The sequence below is a fragment of the Actinocorallia herbida genome, assembly GCF_003751225.1.
In the GTDB taxonomy this organism is placed as follows: Bacteria; Actinomycetota; Actinomycetes; order Streptosporangiales; family Streptosporangiaceae; genus Actinocorallia; species Actinocorallia herbida.
Genome location: NZ_RJKE01000001.1, coordinates 6,712,799 through 6,730,747, shown reverse-complemented (window position 1 = coordinate 6,730,747; position 17,949 = coordinate 6,712,799). Strand labels below are relative to the sequence as shown.

The window sequence follows — 17,949 nt, the reverse complement described above, 5'->3', positions numbered from 1 at the left end:
CGAAACCCTCCCCGGACTACTCAGATGGACACGGAGGTAGATAACCTCTTCTTTCACACAATTAGTTGTGTTGTTCTTGACGGTCCGTGCCTCCGGGCACATCAGAGGGGGGTTCCGCTGACCAGGCGAGCGCTCATCACCGGCATCACCGGGCAGGACGGGTCCTACCTCGCCGAGCACCTGCTCGAGCAGGGGTACGAGGTCTGGGGTCTCGTGCGCGGCCAGGCCAACCCCCATGTGGCGCGGCTCCGCAAGCACATAGGAGACGTCAAGATCACCACGGGTGACCTGCTGGACCAGGGATCGCTGATCTCCGCGGTCGAGCGCGTCCAGCCGGACGAGGTCTACAACCTCGGCGCGATCTCCTACGTCCCGATGTCCTGGCAGCAGGCGGAGCTGACGGCCGAGGTCACCGGGATGGGTCCGCTGCGCGTGCTGGAGGCCATCCGGGTCGTCAGCGGGATCAGCTCCTCGCGGACCACCGAGCCCCGGGCGCAGATCCGCTTCTACCAGGCGTCCTCCTCGGAGATGTTCGGCCAGGTCCGGGAGACGCCGCAGAGCGAGCTGACCCCGTTCCACCCGCGCAGCCCCTACGGCGTGGCCAAGACCTACGGGCACTTCATCACCCAGAACTACCGCGAGTCCTACGGCATGTTCGCGGTCAGCGGGATCCTGTTCAACCACGAGTCGCCGCGGCGAGGGGCCGAGTTCGTCACCCGCAAGATCAGCCTCGGCGTCGCGCGGATCAAGCTGGGCCTCGCCACCGAGCTGCGCCTGGGCAACCTCGACGCGCGGCGCGACTGGGGCTTCGCCGGGGACTACGCCAAGGCGATGCGGATGATGCTCACCCAGGAGACGCCCGAGGACTACGTGATCGGCACCGGCGTCACCCGCTCGGTCCGCGAGCTGGTCGAGCTGGCGTTCGGCACCGCGGGGCTGGACTGGGAGCGGCATGTCGTCCTGGACGACCGCTACACCCGGCCCGCCGAGGTCGACCTGCTGTGCGCCGACCCCAAGAAGGCGCGCGAGCAGCTCGGCTGGGAGCCCGACGTGTCCTTCGAGCAGCTCGTGGCGATGATGGTCGAGTCCGACCTCGAACTGCTGTCCTCCTCGAACCGCCCCGACGAGGAGCCTTTCAGCCCCGACCACTGGTAGTCCGCCGGCGGCCCGGAATCGGCCAACGGCTTGTGGGGCGGGCGGGGCCGCCGTCAGCGTGGGGGCATGCCCGACGATCACCTGTGCGACGACCACTGCCTGCCCGGCGGCCTGCCCGCACCCGTGGCGGCCGCGCTCGCCCTCTACCGCGGGATCGTCGCGCGGGAGGGGGCGAACTGGAACGAGTCGGCCCTGTCGCTGTACGGGCCGCTCGTGCCCTATCTACGGCATGTCTCGCATGTCGAACTGCTCGCCTCGCCCGTCCTCGCCGGGCTGCGCGCGGGCCTCTCCCTGGACGACGCGATCGACACCGCGCCGACGCGCGACATGCCCGCGGCGTTCCGCGACGCGCTGGACGGCAGGGTGCCGGACGGGGTGGCGGTCCTCACCCTGACCGATGAAGGGGTGCGCTTCCTCGGGCCGGAGACGCCGCAGCCCGTCCTGTCCGGAGAGCCGTTCGCGCTGCTCGTCGTCGTGGAGTCGGCGGTTTCGGAAGCCATAGAGGTGGCGCCGCTCGGGACCGTCCAGCCGGGAGGGTGCCTCGCGGGGACGCTGGACGCGCGCGAGGGGCCGCTGCTCGTCGGGGGGCGGGAGGTGGCGCTGCCGGAGACCGTCCGGGAGACGGCCAAGGCTCGGCTGCGCCTGCGGTCGCCGGAGCCGTGCCGGTGGAGCGTGCTCAGCCCTGAGGGGCGGGGCTGGTTCCCGGAAGGCATGCTGCGCAAGTGGGACGCCCACGGCCGCGCCTACTTCCACGGCTCGGACGTGCTCCTGGACGTCCCGGCCGAGGAACTGACGGTGATCGCAGCCCGAGGCATGGACTTCTCTTCCGCGACGGCCAGGGTCTCGCCCTCCGAGGGCGAGACCCTGCTCGTGGAACTCGATCCCGCGCCCGCCCGGGACCCCGCGGCCGCCGGATGGTACGGCGGCGACCTGCACCTGCACCTCAACTTCGCGGGCGACCAGGTCGCCGGGCCCGCCGACGCGGCCCGGATGCAGGCCGGGGAGGCGCTGCACGTGCTGAACCCGCTCGCGGCCAACGCCACCACGGACTTCGTCTTCGACCGGGAGGCCCTCACGGCCTGGGCAGGCCGCGACCTGCCCTGGTCAGCGCCGGAGGGCCCGGCTTCGCCGGGGAGCCCGCCACGGCGTTGTGTTCAGGGGCCCGGTGTCGGGCTCTTGGGCAGCCCGCCACCGGGCCGGATCGCCCGGATGGGCGCGGAGTACCGGAACGACCTCCTCGGGCATGTCGCGTCCTTCGGCGCGGAAGGCGAGCCCTCGCACTACTACTCGGGGCACCCCGCGTCGGGGCGGCCCGCCGACCGGCCGTCGGTCACCGCGATGTGCGCGGAGATCCACGCGCGCGGCGGAATCGTCACCTGGGCGCACCCGCTCGGATCCGACACGCCCGACCCGCTCGACGCGCTCTTCCAGGGGGTGCGGTCGTGCGCGGCGCGGGAACTGGTCGTGGCCGCCGCCCTGGGCCTCGTGGACGGCCTCGACGTCCTGACCCACCTGTCGTGCACCGGGACCGCCCGCATGTACCGCAGGCTCCTCGGCGCGGGCGTGCGCCTCGCCGTCACGGCGGGCACGGACGTGATGCTCTCCTACGGTCGGCTGGCGACCTACTCCAACCCGCCGGGGTGGGCCCGCGTCTACGCCCGCCTGGACGGCCCGCTCAGCCTGCCCGCCTACCAGGACGCCATACGCGCGGGCCGCACCTTCGCCACGAACGGCCCGTGGCTGGCGCTCGACGTCGCCGGACACGGGCCGGGGGAGAGGGCCGCCGCGGAATCGGGCCACTGGCTGAGGGTCCGTGCCACCGTGACGGGCCCGCGCAACAGAGTCCGGATCTACGACGCCGAAGGAGTCGTCGCCGAGGGGGAGGGAGAGGTGGAGGTCGCCTATGACGTCCGCCATCCGACTTACCTGGTCGCCGAAGCCGAGGGCCCGGCCGTGCCCGAGATCCTCGACCCGCGAGGCGCCTACGCGCACACCAGCCCCGTCCACGTGGACGTCTCGGGCCGGACCGTCGCCCGGGCCGAGGACCTGCGCTGGTGCCTGCGCTGGATCGAGCGCCTCGGGGCGCTGCTGGCCGAGCGGGCCCGCGACCCCGACCCGGCCCTCCCCGCACTGCTGGAGAGGGCCGCGTCGGTCTATCGCGACCGCCTGCCGGGACTCGGCCCCTGAAGGCTCAGCCCTTGATACAGATCAGCTGCCGAAGATGCGCCACGACCTCCACGAGATCGCTCTGCGCCGCCATGACCGACTCCAGGTCCTTGTAGGCGCCCGGGATCTCGTCGATGACGCCGGAGTCCTTGCGGCACTCCACGCCCTTGGTCTGCTCGGCCAGGTCCTCGACGGTGAACCGCTTCTTGGCCTGGTTCCGGCTCATCCGCCGGCCCGCGCCGTGCGACGCGGAGTTGAACGCCGTGGCGTTGCCGAGGCCCCGCACGATGTAGGTGCCCGTCGCCATCGAGCCCGGGATGATGCCGAGATCGCCCCGGCCCGCCCGGATCGCCCCCTTGCGGGTGACGATCACCTCGACGCCGTCGTACTCCTCTTCGGCGACGTAGTTGTGGTGGCAGGAGATGGGCTCCTCCCACCGCACCTTGCGGCCCCGGAACTGCGCGACCACGGCGTTGACCGTCAGTGCGAGCATCATCGCCCGGTTCCGCCGGGCGTATTCCTGCGCCCAGAACAGATCGTGCCGGTAAGCCGCCATCTTGGGGGTTCCGGTAAGGAATACCGCGAGGTCCGGATCGGGTAGATCCTGGTTGTGCGGGAGGTTTCGGGCCGCCTCGATGTGCACTTCCGCGAGCTGGTTGCCGATGCCGCGCGAACCCGAATGCAGCACCACCCAGACCGCGCCGGCGTCGTCGGCGCACAGTTCCCAGAAGTGGTTTCCGCCGCCGAGCGAGCCCATCTGCTTGCGGGCCCGGCCCATCTCCCGGCGCACGGCCGGGTGGAGCTCGTCGAAGGACTTCCAGAACTCGTACCAGCCGCGCTCGCGCAGGCCCGCGATCCCGGAGGGATCGACCTCGCCGCGGTGCATCCCGCGCCCGACCGGAAGGACCCGCTCGACCTTGGCGCGCAGCGGCCCGAGGTCTTCCGGCAGGTCCTCCACCGTCAGGGAGCTCTTGACCGCCGTCATGCCGCAGCCGATGTCCACGCCGACCGCGGCGGGCGACACCGCACCGCGCATGGCGATGACCGAGCCGACCGTCGCGCCCTTTCCGTAGTGGACGTCCGGCATGACCGCCAGACCGTGCACCCACGGCAGCGCCGCGACATTCCGCAATTGCTCCAGCGCCTGCTGCTCGACCGTTTCCGGGTCGGCCCACATGCGGATCGAAGCGGATCCGCCGGGAAGCGTCGTGAATGGCATCACCATCTCCTTTTCCTCGTCCGATTCGGTGGGCGCCGGGATCGATCAAAGCCGAAAGAGAGGGGGAGATCAAACCATTTTCCGGCGACCGCTCACAGATCCGGGTCGTGCGGCTTCGCGTCGGCGACGGGGCGCAGCGACGGGCGCAGCGGCACGATCATCATCGAGAAGTCGGCGGTGGCCACGATGCGGTCCTCGGGATCCTTCACCCGGCACTCCACGATGACGAGCTGGCGCCCAGCCTTGATCACCTCGGCGTACGCGAAGACCGTGTCGCCGTTGGGCCTGCCCAGGTACCGCACGTGCAGATCGGCCGTGACCAGGCTCTGCTCGCCCGGCCTGAACCCGCTGCCCCGCGCCGCCGCGGTGCCCGCCGCGACGTCGATGAGCGTGGCGATCGCGCCGCCGTGGAGGTTGCCGGTGCTGTTGAAGGCCTCCTCCCGGACGGGCATCGACACCACCGCGTGCCGCGCCCCGATCTCCACCACCTCCAGGGCGAGGAGGTGGTGCAAAGGGGTGTTGCGGCGCAGTTCGTCGCGGATGAAGGCCCGGTCGGCCTCCGGGAGGTCGGCGACCCTGATCACCCCGTCGCCCGACATCTGCTCGCTCATGCCTGCTCCCCTCTTCCCCCGGCACGCTTCGCCCGTCGCGCGCATCCCCGTGCGCGCGACGACCTATTATCCGAGGACCCCTGCGCCGACTCCGGTGAGGGGTGCCGCGCGCGTCGACGGCCCACTTCGATAACTCCCAGTATTCACCCGACTGCAAATCTGTGCTGATGGGGGCCAAAGTTCTTCGTCGCCGTAACACACGTGATAAACCGGTGCAGCGCCCACCGAAACCGGTGCCGGCCGACCGGGATGTCTTTAGGTGAGTGTTCAGTGTTCGAGGAGGGTGTGCCGATGAGGCACGCGCGCGACGGGGCGACGGCGGCGATGAACGCGGCCTCCCAGGTGCTGGCCGCCCGCGGCAAGGCCGAGCCACAGGAGTTCGACAACGCCGACGTGCAGTGGGCCACCCGCGCGCGCGACGGGGTCTGGGCGCCGACCCGGGACCGCCAGCGCATCCACGTCGGCATCGACTGCCCGCCCGACCGGGCCGCCACGGTCCTGCGGCCGAGCCTGCGGGTCTTCGTCGGCATCGACGTCGACACCGACATCGTCGCCCAGACCACCGCGGACGGCATCCGTCTCGTCACCGTCGTGCACGGCCCAGAGGCGCCCACGTCCTTCCGGTTCCCCGTCGGGCTCGCCGAGGGACTGGCCCTGGAGGCGATGCCTTCCGGCGGGTTCGACGTGGTGAACCTGCGTTACGGGGCCACCGTCGGGCGCTTCTACACCCCGTGGGCCTGCGACTCGCTCTTCCGCCCCCTGGCCGCGCGCTGGGAGCTGGACGGAGGCGCGATCGTCATGCGGCTGCCGCACGAAGGGGCCGCCTACCCGGTCGTCGCCGATCCGCACTACGGGATCTGAGCGCGTGCAGGGCACTACACTGCCCCCATGATTTTCACCCACGACACCGAGCACGCCCTCGACGTCATGGTGGATCTGGTCAACAGCGCCGCCGACGGCGCCGAGGGACTGCCCGACCTCGCCGCGCTCGCCGTGTTCGTCGACGGCACGGGGGCCAGCGACGTGCCGCCGCTGACCGCGGCCGACCTCGCGGAGGTGCGGGCGCTGCGCGCGCGGTTCCGGGAGATCTTCGACGCCCCCGAGACCGCGCGGGTGGTTCCGCTGATCAACGGGCTCCTCGCCGAGGTGCGCACCGCGCCCTACCTCACCGACCACGACGGGCACGGCTGGCATGTGCACTACTTCGCGCAGGGCTCCCGGATAGGCGAGCACCTGGCCGTCGACTGCGGGATGGCGCTCGCCTACGTCGCGGCCGCGGGCGAGCTCGACCGGCTGAGCTCCTGCGCGGCCGAAGGCTGCGACCGGGTCCTGGTGGACCTGTCGCGCAACCGCTGCCGCCGCTTCTGCGACAGCCGCACGTGCGGCAACCGCGCCCACGTCGCCGCGTACCGGGCGCGCCGTCGCGCGGGATAGCCGCTGTGCCTGCGCCTTGCGCAGCCGCCTATGCTGGGGTGATTCGCGGGTGAGGGAGTTGAGACGGGTGCTGCTCGACGGGCACGGCAGGCAGGCCACCGACCTCAGGGTCTCACTCACCGACCGGTGCAATCTGCGCTGCTCGTACTGCATGCCGCCCGAGGGGCTGGACTGGCTGCCCAAGGCCGAGGTCCTCACCGACGACGAGGTGGTCCGGCTCATCACGATCGGCGTCGAGCGCCTGGGCATCACCGAGGTCCGCCTGACCGGCGGGGAGCCCCTGCTGCGCCGCGGGATCGTCGACATCGTCGCCAGGGCCGCCGCGCTGACGCCGCGCCCGGAGGTCTCCCTGACGACCAACGGCATCGGCCTGGCCAAGGTCGCCGGCGCGCTGCGCGAGGCGGGCCTGGCCCGGGTCAACGTCTCCCTGGACACCCTCGACCGCGACGTCTTCCGCAAGCTCGCGCACCGTGACAGGCTTTCCGACGTCCTCGACGGGATGGCGGCCGCCGCGTCGGCCGGGCTCACGCCGGTCAAGGTCAACGCGGTGCTCCTGCGGGGCGTCAACGAGGGCGACGCGGTCCCGCTGCTGCGGTACTGCCTGGAGCACGAGTACGAGCTGCGCTTCATCGAGCAGATGCCGCTGGACGCCCAGCACGGCTGGCAGCGGGAGACCATGGTCACCGCGGAGGAGATCCACGCCCGGCTGGAGACCGCCTTCACCCTGACGCCCCTGCCGTCGGCGGACCGGGGGAGCGCGCCCGCCGAGCGGTTCGCGGTCGAGGGCGGAGGGCTCAGCGGGCGCGTGGGCGTCATCGCCTCGGTCACCCGCCCGTTCTGCGGGTCCTGCGACAGGGTGCGGCTGACGGCCGACGGCCAGATCCGCAACTGCCTGTTCGCCCGCGAGGAGTCCGACCTGCGGGCGGCGCTGCGCGGCGGCGCCTCGGACGCCGAGATCGCCGAGCGCTGGGCGGCCGCGGTGCGCGGCAAGAAGGCGGGCCACGGGATCGACGACCCGTCCTTCCTCCAGCCCGACCGCCCGATGTCCGCGATCGGCGGCTGACCGGCCGGAGATCCGGGAAGGGGTGCTCCCGTGAGCACAGTGCAGACGGACGGCGCGGGAAGTCCCGGCGCGCCCTATGACGCGGTGATCTTGGCCGGCGGGGCCGCGCGAAGGTTCGGCGGACAGGACAAACCAGGCGCCCTGGTCGGCGGTGTGCCGCTGATCGAGCGGGTGGCGAACGCCGTCGCCGACGCCTCCCGCACGATCGTCGTCGGACCCGTGCGGCCCGGCATGGAGGCGGTGTTCGTGCACGAGGACCCGCCGGGCTCAGGACCGGTGCCCGCCCTGCGCGCGGGCCTCCAGATCGTCTCCGCGCCCCGTGTGGTGCTCCTGGCGGCCGACCTGCCCTTCCTCACCGCCCCGGTCGTCGCGGGCCTCCTGGCGCACCCCAACGCCGTCCTGGTGGACGCGGGGGGCCGGGACCAGTGGCTGACGGGCGCGTGGGAGACCGACACGCTGCGGACCGCCCTGGAGACGTACGGGGGCGGCTCGTTGAGGGGCCTGCTCGACCCGCTCTCCCCGGTCCGGGTCACGGCCGACGAACACTGGTCGGACTGCGACACGCCCGAGGACCTGGCCCGGGCCGAGGAGAGGCTGCGTTGAACGAATGGCTGGCCGAGGCGAGTTCGGCCCTGGGCCTGGATCCGTCGGTCCTGGACCGCGATCTGGTGCTGGACCTGACCAAGGACGTGGCCCACGCCGTCGCCCGCCCCGCCGCTCCGCTCACCGCCTACCTGCTCGGCGTGGCCGTCGGGCGGGGCGCCGATCCCGTGGAGGCGGCGGAGCGGTTGAGCGCGCTCGCGCGGGCTCGTGAGGGCGCCGAAGGCTGAGCCGGGCCTGGTCCGGTCAGCCGTCGGTGGGGGCGAGATCCCCGACGGGGACGACGTCCTTGAGGAAGTCGCGGCGGTCCAGGAACTCCGAGAGGCTCACGCGGTGTTCGTCGCAGGCCGTCCAGACCTTGCGCCGCTCGGGCGTGTGCAGCTTGGGGTTGTTCCAGCGCAGCGCCCACACGCCTTCGGCGCGGCAGCCCTTGGCGGAGCAGATGATCTCGGGGTTGTGCACCGTTTGTCCGTTCTTTGTCTGCTGTGGATGTCGTTTCGCCGGGATTCCCGGCAACGTGGACCTTGCGCCTGAAATCGGGCGCCCCAGAGATCGGGGGACCATCATGGGTGACAGGAAGAAGCCGGCCAAGACTTCCGGTAAGGCGAAGAAGGCCGCGCTCAAGGCTAATCGCACCGCGAAGCAGGAGAAACGCCAGGCCCGGGACGACCGCCCGATGGCCATGCCTCCGGCGCACCGGGAAGAATAACCGGCGGTCTGAGGGCCGGGGCGCGGACGCGGCAAGGCGTCCGCGCCCCGGCGCGTCCGCGGTCAGGCGCGCAGCGCGGTGCCGCCGGACCCGCGCAGCCGCGTGGCGAACCTGTCGCCGACCTGGCGCAGCCGCAGCTCCAGCACGTCGTCCAGCAGGTCGAGCTCGGCGGTGGTCGGCACGACGCCGCCCGCCCAGCCCGTCACCAGGGTCCGCCACAGCAGCACATGCCCGTGCTGCCCCGCCGGGTAGTGCGCCGCCGCGGCCTCCGGGGCCTCGAGCAGGATCTCCGCGACGGAGTTGAGCAGCGCGATCCGGACCGGGCGGGCCGCGGCGGTCGTGAACGCGCGGGCGATGGCGAGCTCGGCGCTCAGCAGCGCCGCGGGGGCCGCGCCCGCCGCGCTCAGCTCCTCGAAGCGGGCGAGCGCGCCCACGGCCGCGGTGTGATCGTGCGCGCCGGGCCTCGCCGCGACGAGGCGGGCCGAGCGCGTCAGCACGTCGTGGTAGAGATCCAGCGTCCCGGTGAACACCGCCACCGCGGTGTCGGGGAGCCGCGCGGCGTGCCGCAGCACCACCCGGCAGATCTCCAGTCCGCCGTCGCGGCCGAGATCCCGCACCACGAAACCCTTGCCGCGGCGCGCCTCCACCAGCCGCGCCGCCTCCAGCCGGACCAGGACGAGCTGGGCCGTCGCGCGGTTCACCGAGAACTCCTCGGCGAGCTGCCTCACCGACGGAGCGAGCGTCCCCGCCGGGTACGCCCCGGCGACGATCCGGCCCGCCAACGCGTCGGCCATGTCGGTGACGACCGTCGGTGCACCCACGTCTCCACCCTCCCGCAAGTCCGTGTCCGGGGAAGTTTAGACGGGTATATTCCTAGCGCGATGCGCGACGACGATCTTCAGGAGAGGATCACCCGGCATCTGTTCGAGGTGCTGAGCGAACTGCGCGTTTGCGTCACTCGGATGGCTCGGGTCCTGCCCCTGTACGAAGAGCTCCTGCCGGAAGGCGCAGGGCCGCCCTACCGCGCCGCGCTGACCCGGTTGCGGGGCGCGGCGCCCGTCATGCTGCCCGGCGCCGTCCACCTGGAGATGGCGCGCGACCTCGGCCCCGACTGGTCCGGGCTGTTCCGGATGTTCACCGACCGGCCCGTCGCCCTCGCCACCCACGGCCAGGTCCACCGCGCCGTCTGGCACGATGGGCGCGAGGTCGCCGTCAAACTCCAGTTCCCCGGCGCCCGCCAGGCCCTCGAGTACGACCTCGGCCAGCTGGACCGGCTGTCCCCGCTCACCGCGGTCCTGCTGCCGGGCGCCGGATCGGTCTCCGCCGGACTGCTGGCGGTCCTCGCGCGGGAACTCGACACCGGACGCGAGGCCGAGGGGCAGCGCGCGTTCGCCGCGGCCTTCGCGGGCGACCCCGACTTCCGGGTCCCGGCCGTCGTCGCCCAGGCCGGATCCTGCCTCGTCACCGAATGGCTCGGCGGGCGTCCGCTCGTCGCCGTGGCCCGCAGCGGCACCCGGACCGAACGGGACCGCGCGTCCCTCCTGCTGTTCCGGTTCGCCCTCGCCGCGCCCGCCCGCTGCGGCCTCGTCCACCTCGACCCCGATCCCGCCAACTTCCGGCTGCTGCCCGACGGTCGGCTCGGCGTCCTCGACTTCGGCGCGGTCGGCGCCCCCCACCCGCCCGCGCTCGGCAGGCTCACCCGGACGGCGGCGGGCGGGAGGCTGCCCAGGATCGTCGCCGCGGCCCGCAGCCACGGCCTCGCGGCCGGCGGCACGGACGCCGACCTGAGGCCGTTCGCCGCCCTCCTGCGCTCCCTGACGGCGTTCGTCCGGGAGGACACCTTCACGTTCAGCCCGCGCTGGGTCGCCGACCGGGTGAACGAGGCCACCACCCCGGCGATGCTCACCGCGGCCCGCCACCTCACCCTGCCCGCGGACTACCGGCAGACCGCGCACGTCCTGCCCGCCCTGCTCGCCGTCCTCGGCGCGCTGGGCGGCAGCGGAAGGTTCCGGGACGAGGCGGCGGCCCACCTGCCGGGTTTCGCCTGAACCCGAGTACCGGGCATCGGCCGTGCGTCATAGACTGACACCCCGTGAGTGATCTGTCGGCATTGTCATCGGTTCCGCCCGCGGGAGTGAGCGGCCTCCACCGCGACGCGGTGCTCAAGTTCTTCTATGGGCCGATGGACTGCGGCAAATCCACCCTCGCCCTGCAGATCAACTACAACCACCGCAGGCAGGGCAGGCGCGGTCTCGTCCTGACCAAGCACGACAGGTCCGGCGGTCCGCGCGTCACCAGCCGGATCGGCCTCGACGGCGACGCCTACGAGGTGAGCGACGACTGCGACCTCGGCGAGCTCGTCCGCCGCGCCCAGCCCCGCCTCGACTACGTCGTCTGCGACGAGGTGCAGTTCTACACCGTCGCCCAGGTCGAGCAGCTCGCCGACCTCGTCGACGACTGCGACATCGACGTGTACGCCTTCGGCCTCGCCTCGGACTTCCGCGCCGAGCTCTTCCCCGCGGCCCGCCGCCTCTTCGAGCTCGCCGACGAGGTCTCCCGCCTCCAGGTCGAGGTCCTGTGCTGGTGCGGCCGCCCCGGCCAGCTCAACGCCCGCACCGTCGGCGGCGAGCTCGTCCGGGCCGGCGAACAGGTCGTCATCGCCGACACCGACGACTCCACCGAGGTCCGCTACAAGGTCCTGTGCCGCCGCCACCACAGAGCGGGCGACCTCGGGCGGCTCTGAGGTCGCGGTCCGCCTCACCCGTGCCAGGCCCCCGGCGGGGCCGTGATCGGCCGCCTCCGAGCAGCCGTCCCGCTTCCGGCCTGCGCCTTCTCAGGGGTGCCCTCGCGGGTCAGGCGGGTTCGGGGTCGAAGGCCGGGACGGGTCGCGCGCGGGCGGTGCGGACCTCCTTGTAGGCGACCAGGGCGGCCAGGCAGAGGGCGGTGAGGGGGACGGCCGCGGGGGTGAAGGTCGAGGCGGCGAGGAAGCCGATGGTGAGGACCAGGGGCAGGTAGGGCTCGGTGCGGTGGTGGTGCAGGACCCACAGGGCGAGGAGGAAGACGGCGACCGGGAGGGTGACGGAGGCCGCGGCGACCGTGTCGGAGACGTGCGTCTCGTGTTCCAGATGGGCGGCCGAGACCGACAGTCCCGCGCCGACGGCGGCGCTCGCGGCGAACACCGCGTAATGGCCGTAACCCCAGATGAACCCGGCGCGCGAGTCCGTCAACCTGCCGGAGGGGTCGCGTGAGAAGTACAGCCACCACAGCGCGCTCATGATGACGACCCCTCCGAGGCCCGTCACGATGAGCCGGACGCTCACGCCCGCCTCGAAGGCCGCCTTGAACGCGAGGGTCGCCGCGGCCACGGACTCGCCCAGCATGATGAGGGTGAACAGCCCGTACCGTTCGGCGATGTGCCGCGGATGCCAGCTCGTCCGCCCGGCCCGCTCGGCGACGACGGGTACCCCGGCGTCGAGAACGGCGAAGGCGATCCACGCGGGGACCCGGTAGGACTCGGGGAGGAAGAGGAACGCCACCCACAGCGTCTGGACCGCGAACAGGCCGCCCGCCATGCGCAGCGCGGTCGTGCGGCCCGCCGGGTCGGCCGCCGCCGCGCGCAGCCACTGCCCGATGAGCGCGGTGCGCATGACCACATAGCCGACGATCATGATCGTGAAGTCGCCGTCGTCGAAGGCGCGCGCGACCCCGGCCGCCACGATGAGCGACCCGGTGATCTGGATGAGGACGGCGAGCCGGTACGGAACGTCGTCGGTGTCGTACGCGGAGGCGAACCAGGTGAAGTTCATCCAGGCCCACCAGATGGCGAAGAACACCATCAGGTAGGCGCCCACCCCATGCGCGACGTGCCCTTCGCCGACCGCGTGGTGCAGGGACGTGCCGGCCTGGGCGACGGCCACGATGAAGCACAGGTCGAAGAACAGTTCCAGGGGGGTCGCGGCCCGGTGCTCCTCGGCGAGGTCCCGGGCCCGCATCCGCTTGTGCCACGCATAAGCCATGAACGGGCATCTTAGGCGCGCCACCCTTTGCTCGGGAACCTCCCCTTCAAGGTGGCACGCCCTCGCCGGCGCGGTCTCCGCCCGTGCCGGATCCCACGCGCGGCGGGGCGCCCCTCATGCGGCCGGGGCCGGCTCCGCGCGGGCGTGCTGGATCTCCCGGAGCGCGACGAGCGCGGCGAGGAGCAGTCCGGTGACGATGACGGGCGTGGGCGTGAACGTCGCGGCGAGCACCAGGGCCGCCGCGGCGAAGGCGGGCACGGCGGAGCCGCCCGCGCGCCGGTGCAGGAACCACAGCACGACCACGAACACCGCGACGGGCACCGTCACCGAGGCCGCCGCGAGAGCGGCCGGGATCTCCGCCTCGCCCTCGGCCCGCGCCGCCACGACCGCCAGTCCGGCCCCGACCGCGGCGCTGGCCGCGAACACCAGGTAATGCCCGTAGCCCCACACGAACGACGCGCGCGCCGAGGTGAGCAGCACCGCGGAGTCCCGCGAGAAGTACAGCCACCAGAGCGAGGCCATCACCAGCACCCCGCCGAGCGCGGTGACGACGAGTTCGGCGGTGCGGCCCGTCGCGAACGCCGCCTGGAACGCCAGCGTCGCCGCCCCGACGGACTCGCCGAGCACGATCAGGGTGAACAGCCCGTACCGCTCGGCGATGTGCTCCCGGTGCCAGGACGTCTCGCCCTGTGAAGCGACGATCGGGACCGCGAGGTCCAGCAGGGCGCACACCACCCAGGCATATCCGACCAGTCCGTGCGGCACCCACAGGAAAGCGACCCAGCAGCACTGCACGAGGAACAGGCCCGCCGCGCACCGCACGGCCGTGGCCCGCCCCGCCGGATCCTCGACGGCCGCACGCAGCCACTGGCAGATGAGGGCGGCCCGCATCACCGTGTACCCGATGACGACGACGGTCCAGTCCTCGGACTCGAACGCCCGGGAGACCCCCGCCGCGATGATCAGCGACCCCGTGATCTGGACCAGCACCGCGAGCCGGTAGGGAACATCGTCGGTGTCGTACGCGGAGGCGAACCAGGTGAAGTTCATCCAGGCCCACCAGATCGCGAAGAACACCATCAGATAGGCGCTCACCCCATGCCCGACATGTCCTTCGCCGATCGCATGGTGCAGCGCCGCACCCGCCTGCGCCACCGCCACCACGAAACAGAGATCGAAGAACAACTCCAACGGCGTAGAAGCCCTGTGCTCCTCCTCCGGATCCCTACCGCACATCACCCGATGCCACCTCTGCGCCATGCCCGGCGATCCTAGGCCGCCCCCTCCCCGCCCCTTCGCATCCACCTGGCCACGGCGGGTCACCCCACCGGTGCCCTCCCCGGACAAGGCCCCCACCCGCCTCCCCTGGTCCGACCCGGGGCGGCGCCGCGCGGCGCTCGTCGAGCATCGCCGCCCCGTCTCGTCGTCGCCCGTCATCATGGCGAGCGCCGGGGAACCGCTTCACCTCCGCGACGTGGACGCCGGGATCCGCGCGTCGGGTGAGCCCGGCACGCGTCAGGTGACCGGGCGGCCGGCCGAGCTCCGTCGGGTGCGGCCCGGGGGCGGACGAGCCCCTGCCGTCGGTACGGCGGCAGCCGGTTCGGGCCGTGGACGGACGGGCGCCCGTCGTCGGTCCGGCGGCTGCCCGTGCGGAGCGGGCGCGGGGCGCCGGTCCTCAGGTGGGGGCGGCCAGGTGGGCGAGGAGGCGGTCCAGGGGCCAGGCGTTGATGACGTCGTCGGGGGTGAGGGCGGCGCGCTGCGCGATGCCCACGCCGTAGTGCTGGTTGCCCAGGTGGGGGACGGCATGGGCGTCGCTGTCGATCGAGAACCTGACGCCGCGGTGCTTGGCGCGGCGGACGAGGTCCGACGGGAGGTCGGCCCGGTCGGGGAAGGAGTCGATCTCCAGCACGGTGCCGGTGCGGGCCGCGGCGTCGAACACCGCGTCCCAATCGGCGTCGACGGGTGGGCGCTTGCCTATCTTGCGGGTGGTCGGGTGGCCGATGATGTGCACGCCGGGGTTCTCGCAGGCCGCGATGAACCTTCGGGTCATCTCCTCGCGCGGCTGGGTGAAGTGCGAGTGGACGCTGGCGACGCGGACGTCGAACCCCTCGAGGACCTCCAGCGGCCAGTCGACCGAGCCGTCGGGGCCGATGTTCAGCTCGGTGCCGTGCAGCAGCCGCATGCGCGGGTACTTCGCCTGGAGCGCCTCCAGCGCGGCCCGCTGCTCCAGCGCCTTGTCCAGCGTCATCCGCTGCATGGCGAGGTCGGGCGCGTGGTCGGTGACCGCGTAGTAGGAGTGGCCGAGGTCCGCCGCGGCGGCGACCATCTCCTCCAGGGACGCGACGCCGTCGGTGAGGTTCGTGTGGGTGTGCAGGTCGCCCTTGAGGTCGGCTCTCTGTACCAGCTCGGGCAGCTCGTGCTTGAGCGCCGCCTCCACCTCGCCCATGTCCTCGCGCAGGGGCGGGGGCACCCACTGCATGCCGAGCGCCGCGTAGATGTCCTCCTCGGTGGCCGCGGCGATGACGCGCTCGCCCTCGAACAGTCCGTACTCCGACAGCTTCCAGCCCTTGCGCACCGCGATCTCGCGCAGCCGCACGTTGTGGTCCTTGCCGCCGGTGAAGTACACCAGCGCCGCGCCCCAGGACTCCGCGGGCACGAGCCGGAGGTCGATCTGGAGCCCGCGGTCGGTGCGGACCGAGGTCTTCTTGTCGCCCGCGGCGACGACCTCGGTGACGAACGGCTGCGCCCGCAGCGCCTCCATCAGGCCGGGCGAGCCGACCGCGAGGATGTCGATGTCCCCGACGGTCTCGCGCATCCGGCGCAGCGACCCGGCGTAGGCGATCCGCTCGGGCGGGCTCGCCTGGCCGCCGAGCACGGCGATCACCTGCTGGGCGAGGTCGAAGGCGATCCCGCGATGCACCCGCCCGCCGGAGCTGCGCAGCTGCTCGATGCCCGCGAGCAGGTTGTCGACGGTCTTGGGGCCCATGCCCTTCACGCCCTTGAGCCGGCCCGCCGCGATCGCGTCGGCCAGCGCCTCGGCGGAGTCGATGCCGAGCTCGCGGTAGAGGAACAGGGCGGTCTTCGGGCCGAGGGAGGGGATGCGGGTGAGGCGGCGCACCCCGTCGGGCACCTTGGCGCGCAGCGCGTCGAGCTGGCGGAAGCCGCCACGCGCGAGGAACTCCTCGACCTTCTTGGCGATCGCCTCGCCGATGCCCGGCACGTCGCGGACGGAGATCTCGCGCAGGTCGCGTGGATGCCCCGCGATCGCCTTCGCCGCCTTCTGGTAGCTGCGCACCCGGAAGGGGTCGCCGCCGTCGAGGGCGAAGAGTTCCGCGTATTCGTTGAGCGCTTCGGCCGCCGCCTCGTTGGATCGAGCCATGGATCCACACTATGACCAGGGTCCGACAGTTTCCGGAAACGCCGCCGCCCCCGGGGTTCCGGGGGCGGCGGGCCGGTCGGGCGGACCGGGATCAGGGCTTGGCGGGGACCTTGCCGCCGCCCGAGCGGGTGAACACCACGACGGAGTTCAGTTCGTAGACCGAGAACGCCAGATCGTTGCGGCGGTCGCGGTCGAGGTCGGCGACGATGGCGCCGCCGGCCTGGCCGTGGCCCTCGGCCAGGACGTGGGTGGCGAAGGAGCCGTCGCCGCGCTGCTCCAGCCAGAACAGGCGCGGGTCGCCGTCGCCGGACACCGCGATGTCGAGGTCGCCGTCTCCGTCGATGTCGCCGTCCCCGATGACGCCGGGAGCGGCCTGGCCGGGCCGGGGCCGGGCGGTGATGCCCTCGGAGATCGAGGTGGGCGTCCAGGCCTGGCGCGGGTCCTTCGGCACCGCGTAGGTGACGACCTGGGACACCGGGTCGGAGGAGCCGGGAGGGAACGCGGTGTTGGTGTGGTTGGAGGCCACCCAGACGTCCCTGCGGTCGCCCCGAAGGTTCCGCACCAGCTTGATCTGGATCGACCTGCCCTGGGTCGTGTCGATCGTGTGCGTCGTGTACCGGCCTCCGCCGAGGTTCTCCAGCCAGACGTAGGAGGCGCCGGACTGGAAGTACTGGGCGCTGGCGACGTCGAGGTCGCCGTCGCGGTCGATGTCGGCGACCTCGGGGAGGGCGCCGCCGCCCGCGCCGAGGGTGACCGGCTCGGTGGCGAACCCGCCGCCGCGCTTGCCCCTGAACACCTGGACCCAGGCGTTGGAGGGGGCCCGCCCCGGCAGCAGCGCCACCGGCGCGGGGAAGGACTCGCCGATCGTGACGAGGTCGAGGCGCCCGTCGCGGTCGAAGTCCACGGGTACGGCGCCGTGGTAGAAGAGCGGCTGCGTGCCGGGGGCGACGAGATCGTGCCGCTCCCAGCCCTTGCGCGTCTGCTCCCACCAGGTGAGCGAGCCGCACTTGGCGGGCGCGCACTGGAAGAAGCCTCCGGGGACGGCGATGTCGGCGTCGCCGTCGCGGTCGAAGTCGGCCGCGGCGGGCTCGTTCGGGTAGGCGATGCCCGCTTCGGGGCCGAAGACGCGTTCCTTGGCCCAGGTGTCGATGTCGCGGCCCATCTTGTAGACCGCGACTTCGCCGGACGGGGCGGGCCCGCCGGGCACGATCGTGCCGAAGCCCGTGGCGACGATCTCGGGACGGCGGTCGCCGGACACGTCGGAGGCGACGGAGAAGGCCGCCCCCTGTAGGGCTCCGTCCACTACATGCCGGGTGAAGGCGGCTGGCTTGGGCGGGTCGGTGGGCTTGAGGGCCGGGCGGGATCCTCCGGCCGCGGCCGGGAGTGCCGCGCCGCAGGCGAGCCCCACCGCGAGCGGCAGGGCGAGACGGCGTATGGAGCGCAAGGGCGCCACCTCCATGAGGGGGATGAGGAACGTCGCACCTGAATACCACACGTTTCGCACTACGGAATAGCGTTTCTTTAGTGGTAACAGTTGACGTTCGGACGGTCAGGCCGCGGAAACGCCGAAGGATCGCGTGGAATGTGAATAATCAGA

At 72.5% G+C, this 17,949-nt stretch carries 18 protein-coding genes; 10 read left to right on the top strand and 8 right to left on the bottom strand.

The genetic code is table 11. The annotated features are described in order from the left end of the window. The first annotated feature begins 24 nt into the window (after positions 1 to 24). Together EDD29_RS30720 and EDD29_RS30715 are read left to right on the top strand one after the other, a co-directional pair. Positions 25 to 1,155 carry a GDP-mannose 4,6-dehydratase gene (locus EDD29_RS30720; protein WP_211360023.1) on the top strand — a complete coding sequence of 377 codons (1,131 nt, stop codon included), beginning with the start codon at positions 25 to 27 and terminating at the stop codon, positions 1,153 to 1,155. Positions 1,156 to 1,221: 66 nt separating this feature from the next. After that, positions 1,222 to 3,342, top strand: a complete 2,121-nt coding sequence (locus tag EDD29_RS30715; RefSeq protein WP_123667791.1) for a CehA/McbA family metallohydrolase — start codon at positions 1,222 to 1,224, stop codon at positions 3,340 to 3,342. A gap of 4 nt (positions 3,343 to 3,346) precedes the next feature. On the opposite strand, the gene EDD29_RS30710 is transcribed toward EDD29_RS30715, so the two are convergent. Both EDD29_RS30710 and EDD29_RS30705 read right to left on the bottom strand, forming a co-directional pair. Then, positions 3,347 to 4,540, bottom strand: coding sequence for an RtcB family protein (locus EDD29_RS30710; RefSeq protein ID WP_123670779.1), 1,194 nt, complete (start codon positions 4,538 to 4,540; stop codon positions 3,347 to 3,349). A gap of 92 nt (positions 4,541 to 4,632) precedes the next feature. After that, positions 4,633 to 5,151 carry a PaaI family thioesterase gene (locus EDD29_RS30705; protein WP_246053091.1) on the bottom strand — a complete coding sequence of 173 codons (519 nt, stop codon included), beginning with the start codon at positions 5,149 to 5,151 and terminating at the stop codon, positions 4,633 to 4,635. A 291-nt stretch (positions 5,152 to 5,442) separates the two neighbouring features. Between EDD29_RS30705 and EDD29_RS30700 the strand changes: the two genes are divergently transcribed. The 5 genes from EDD29_RS30700 to EDD29_RS30680 all read left to right on the top strand — a co-directional run bounded on the left by EDD29_RS30700 (position 5,443) and on the right by EDD29_RS30680 (position 8,478). Continuing rightward, complete coding sequence (locus EDD29_RS30700) at positions 5,443 to 6,012, top strand: hypothetical protein (protein ID WP_123670777.1); 570 nt, start codon at positions 5,443 to 5,445, stop codon at positions 6,010 to 6,012. Between the two features lie 27 nt (positions 6,013 to 6,039). After that, on the top strand, positions 6,040 to 6,585 hold the full coding sequence (locus EDD29_RS30695; protein WP_123667790.1) for a CGNR zinc finger domain-containing protein: 546 nt from the start codon (positions 6,040 to 6,042) through the stop codon (positions 6,583 to 6,585). A 67-nt stretch (positions 6,586 to 6,652) separates the two neighbouring features. Then, positions 6,653 to 7,648 carry a GTP 3',8-cyclase MoaA gene (gene moaA / locus EDD29_RS30690; protein ID WP_246053469.1) on the top strand — a complete coding sequence of 332 codons (996 nt, stop codon included), beginning with the start codon at positions 6,653 to 6,655 and terminating at the stop codon, positions 7,646 to 7,648. A gap of 30 nt (positions 7,649 to 7,678) precedes the next feature. Further along, a complete protein-coding gene (gene mobA / locus EDD29_RS30685; protein ID WP_246053090.1) occupies positions 7,679 to 8,251 on the top strand; it encodes a molybdenum cofactor guanylyltransferase in 573 nt (190 codons plus the stop codon). Then, complete coding sequence (locus EDD29_RS30680; protein WP_123667787.1) at positions 8,248 to 8,478, top strand: DUF6457 domain-containing protein; 231 nt, start codon at positions 8,248 to 8,250, stop codon at positions 8,476 to 8,478. The genes mobA and EDD29_RS30680 overlap by 4 nt, the downstream gene beginning before the upstream one ends. A gap of 16 nt (positions 8,479 to 8,494) precedes the next feature. On the opposite strand, the gene EDD29_RS30675 is transcribed toward EDD29_RS30680, so the two are convergent. Next, entirely contained in the window at positions 8,495 to 8,710 is a 216-nt protein-coding gene (locus tag EDD29_RS30675) for a hypothetical protein (RefSeq protein ID WP_123667786.1), read from the bottom strand. A gap of 103 nt (positions 8,711 to 8,813) precedes the next feature. Here EDD29_RS30675 and EDD29_RS45840 point away from each other — a divergent pair, with 103 nt between their 5' ends. After that, positions 8,814 to 8,957 (top strand): hypothetical protein, encoded by a 144-nt coding sequence (locus tag EDD29_RS45840; protein WP_170201651.1) that lies wholly within the window; start codon positions 8,814 to 8,816, stop codon positions 8,955 to 8,957. Positions 8,958 to 9,019: 62 nt separating this feature from the next. Here EDD29_RS45840 and EDD29_RS30670 read toward each other — a convergent pair whose 3' ends face one another. Continuing rightward, positions 9,020 to 9,778 (bottom strand): winged helix-turn-helix domain-containing protein, encoded by a 759-nt coding sequence (locus tag EDD29_RS30670; RefSeq protein ID WP_123667785.1) that lies wholly within the window; start codon positions 9,776 to 9,778, stop codon positions 9,020 to 9,022. 60 nt (positions 9,779 to 9,838) lie between these two features. On the opposite strand from EDD29_RS30670, the gene EDD29_RS30665 reads away from it, so the two are divergent. Together EDD29_RS30665 and EDD29_RS30660 are read left to right on the top strand one after the other, a co-directional pair. After that, positions 9,839 to 11,005: an AarF/UbiB family protein gene (locus EDD29_RS30665; protein WP_123667784.1), complete on the top strand. Its 1,167-nt coding sequence runs from the start codon at positions 9,839 to 9,841 to the stop codon at positions 11,003 to 11,005. 44 nt (positions 11,006 to 11,049) lie between these two features. Continuing rightward, entirely contained in the window at positions 11,050 to 11,700 is a 651-nt protein-coding gene (locus tag EDD29_RS30660) for a thymidine kinase (RefSeq protein WP_123667783.1), read from the top strand. Between the two features lie 109 nt (positions 11,701 to 11,809). Here the strand turns inward: EDD29_RS30660 and EDD29_RS30655 are convergent, their stop codons facing one another. The 4 genes from EDD29_RS30655 to EDD29_RS30640 form a co-directional block, all read right to left on the bottom strand. After that, a complete protein-coding gene (locus EDD29_RS30655; RefSeq protein WP_170201650.1) occupies positions 11,810 to 12,973 on the bottom strand; it encodes a low temperature requirement protein A in 1,164 nt (387 codons plus the stop codon). Between the two features lie 114 nt (positions 12,974 to 13,087). Further along, on the bottom strand, positions 13,088 to 14,209 hold the full coding sequence (locus EDD29_RS30650) for a low temperature requirement protein A (RefSeq protein WP_123667781.1): 1,122 nt from the start codon (positions 14,207 to 14,209) through the stop codon (positions 13,088 to 13,090). 439 nt (positions 14,210 to 14,648) lie between these two features. Continuing rightward, a complete protein-coding gene (gene polX, locus EDD29_RS30645; RefSeq protein WP_123667780.1) occupies positions 14,649 to 16,352 on the bottom strand; it encodes a DNA polymerase/3'-5' exonuclease PolX in 1,704 nt (567 codons plus the stop codon). 91 nt (positions 16,353 to 16,443) lie between these two features. Then, positions 16,444 to 17,796 carry an FG-GAP repeat domain-containing protein gene (locus EDD29_RS30640; RefSeq protein ID WP_211360019.1) on the bottom strand — a complete coding sequence of 451 codons (1,353 nt, stop codon included), beginning with the start codon at positions 17,794 to 17,796 and terminating at the stop codon, positions 16,444 to 16,446. Positions 17,797 to 17,949 lie beyond the last annotated feature (153 nt).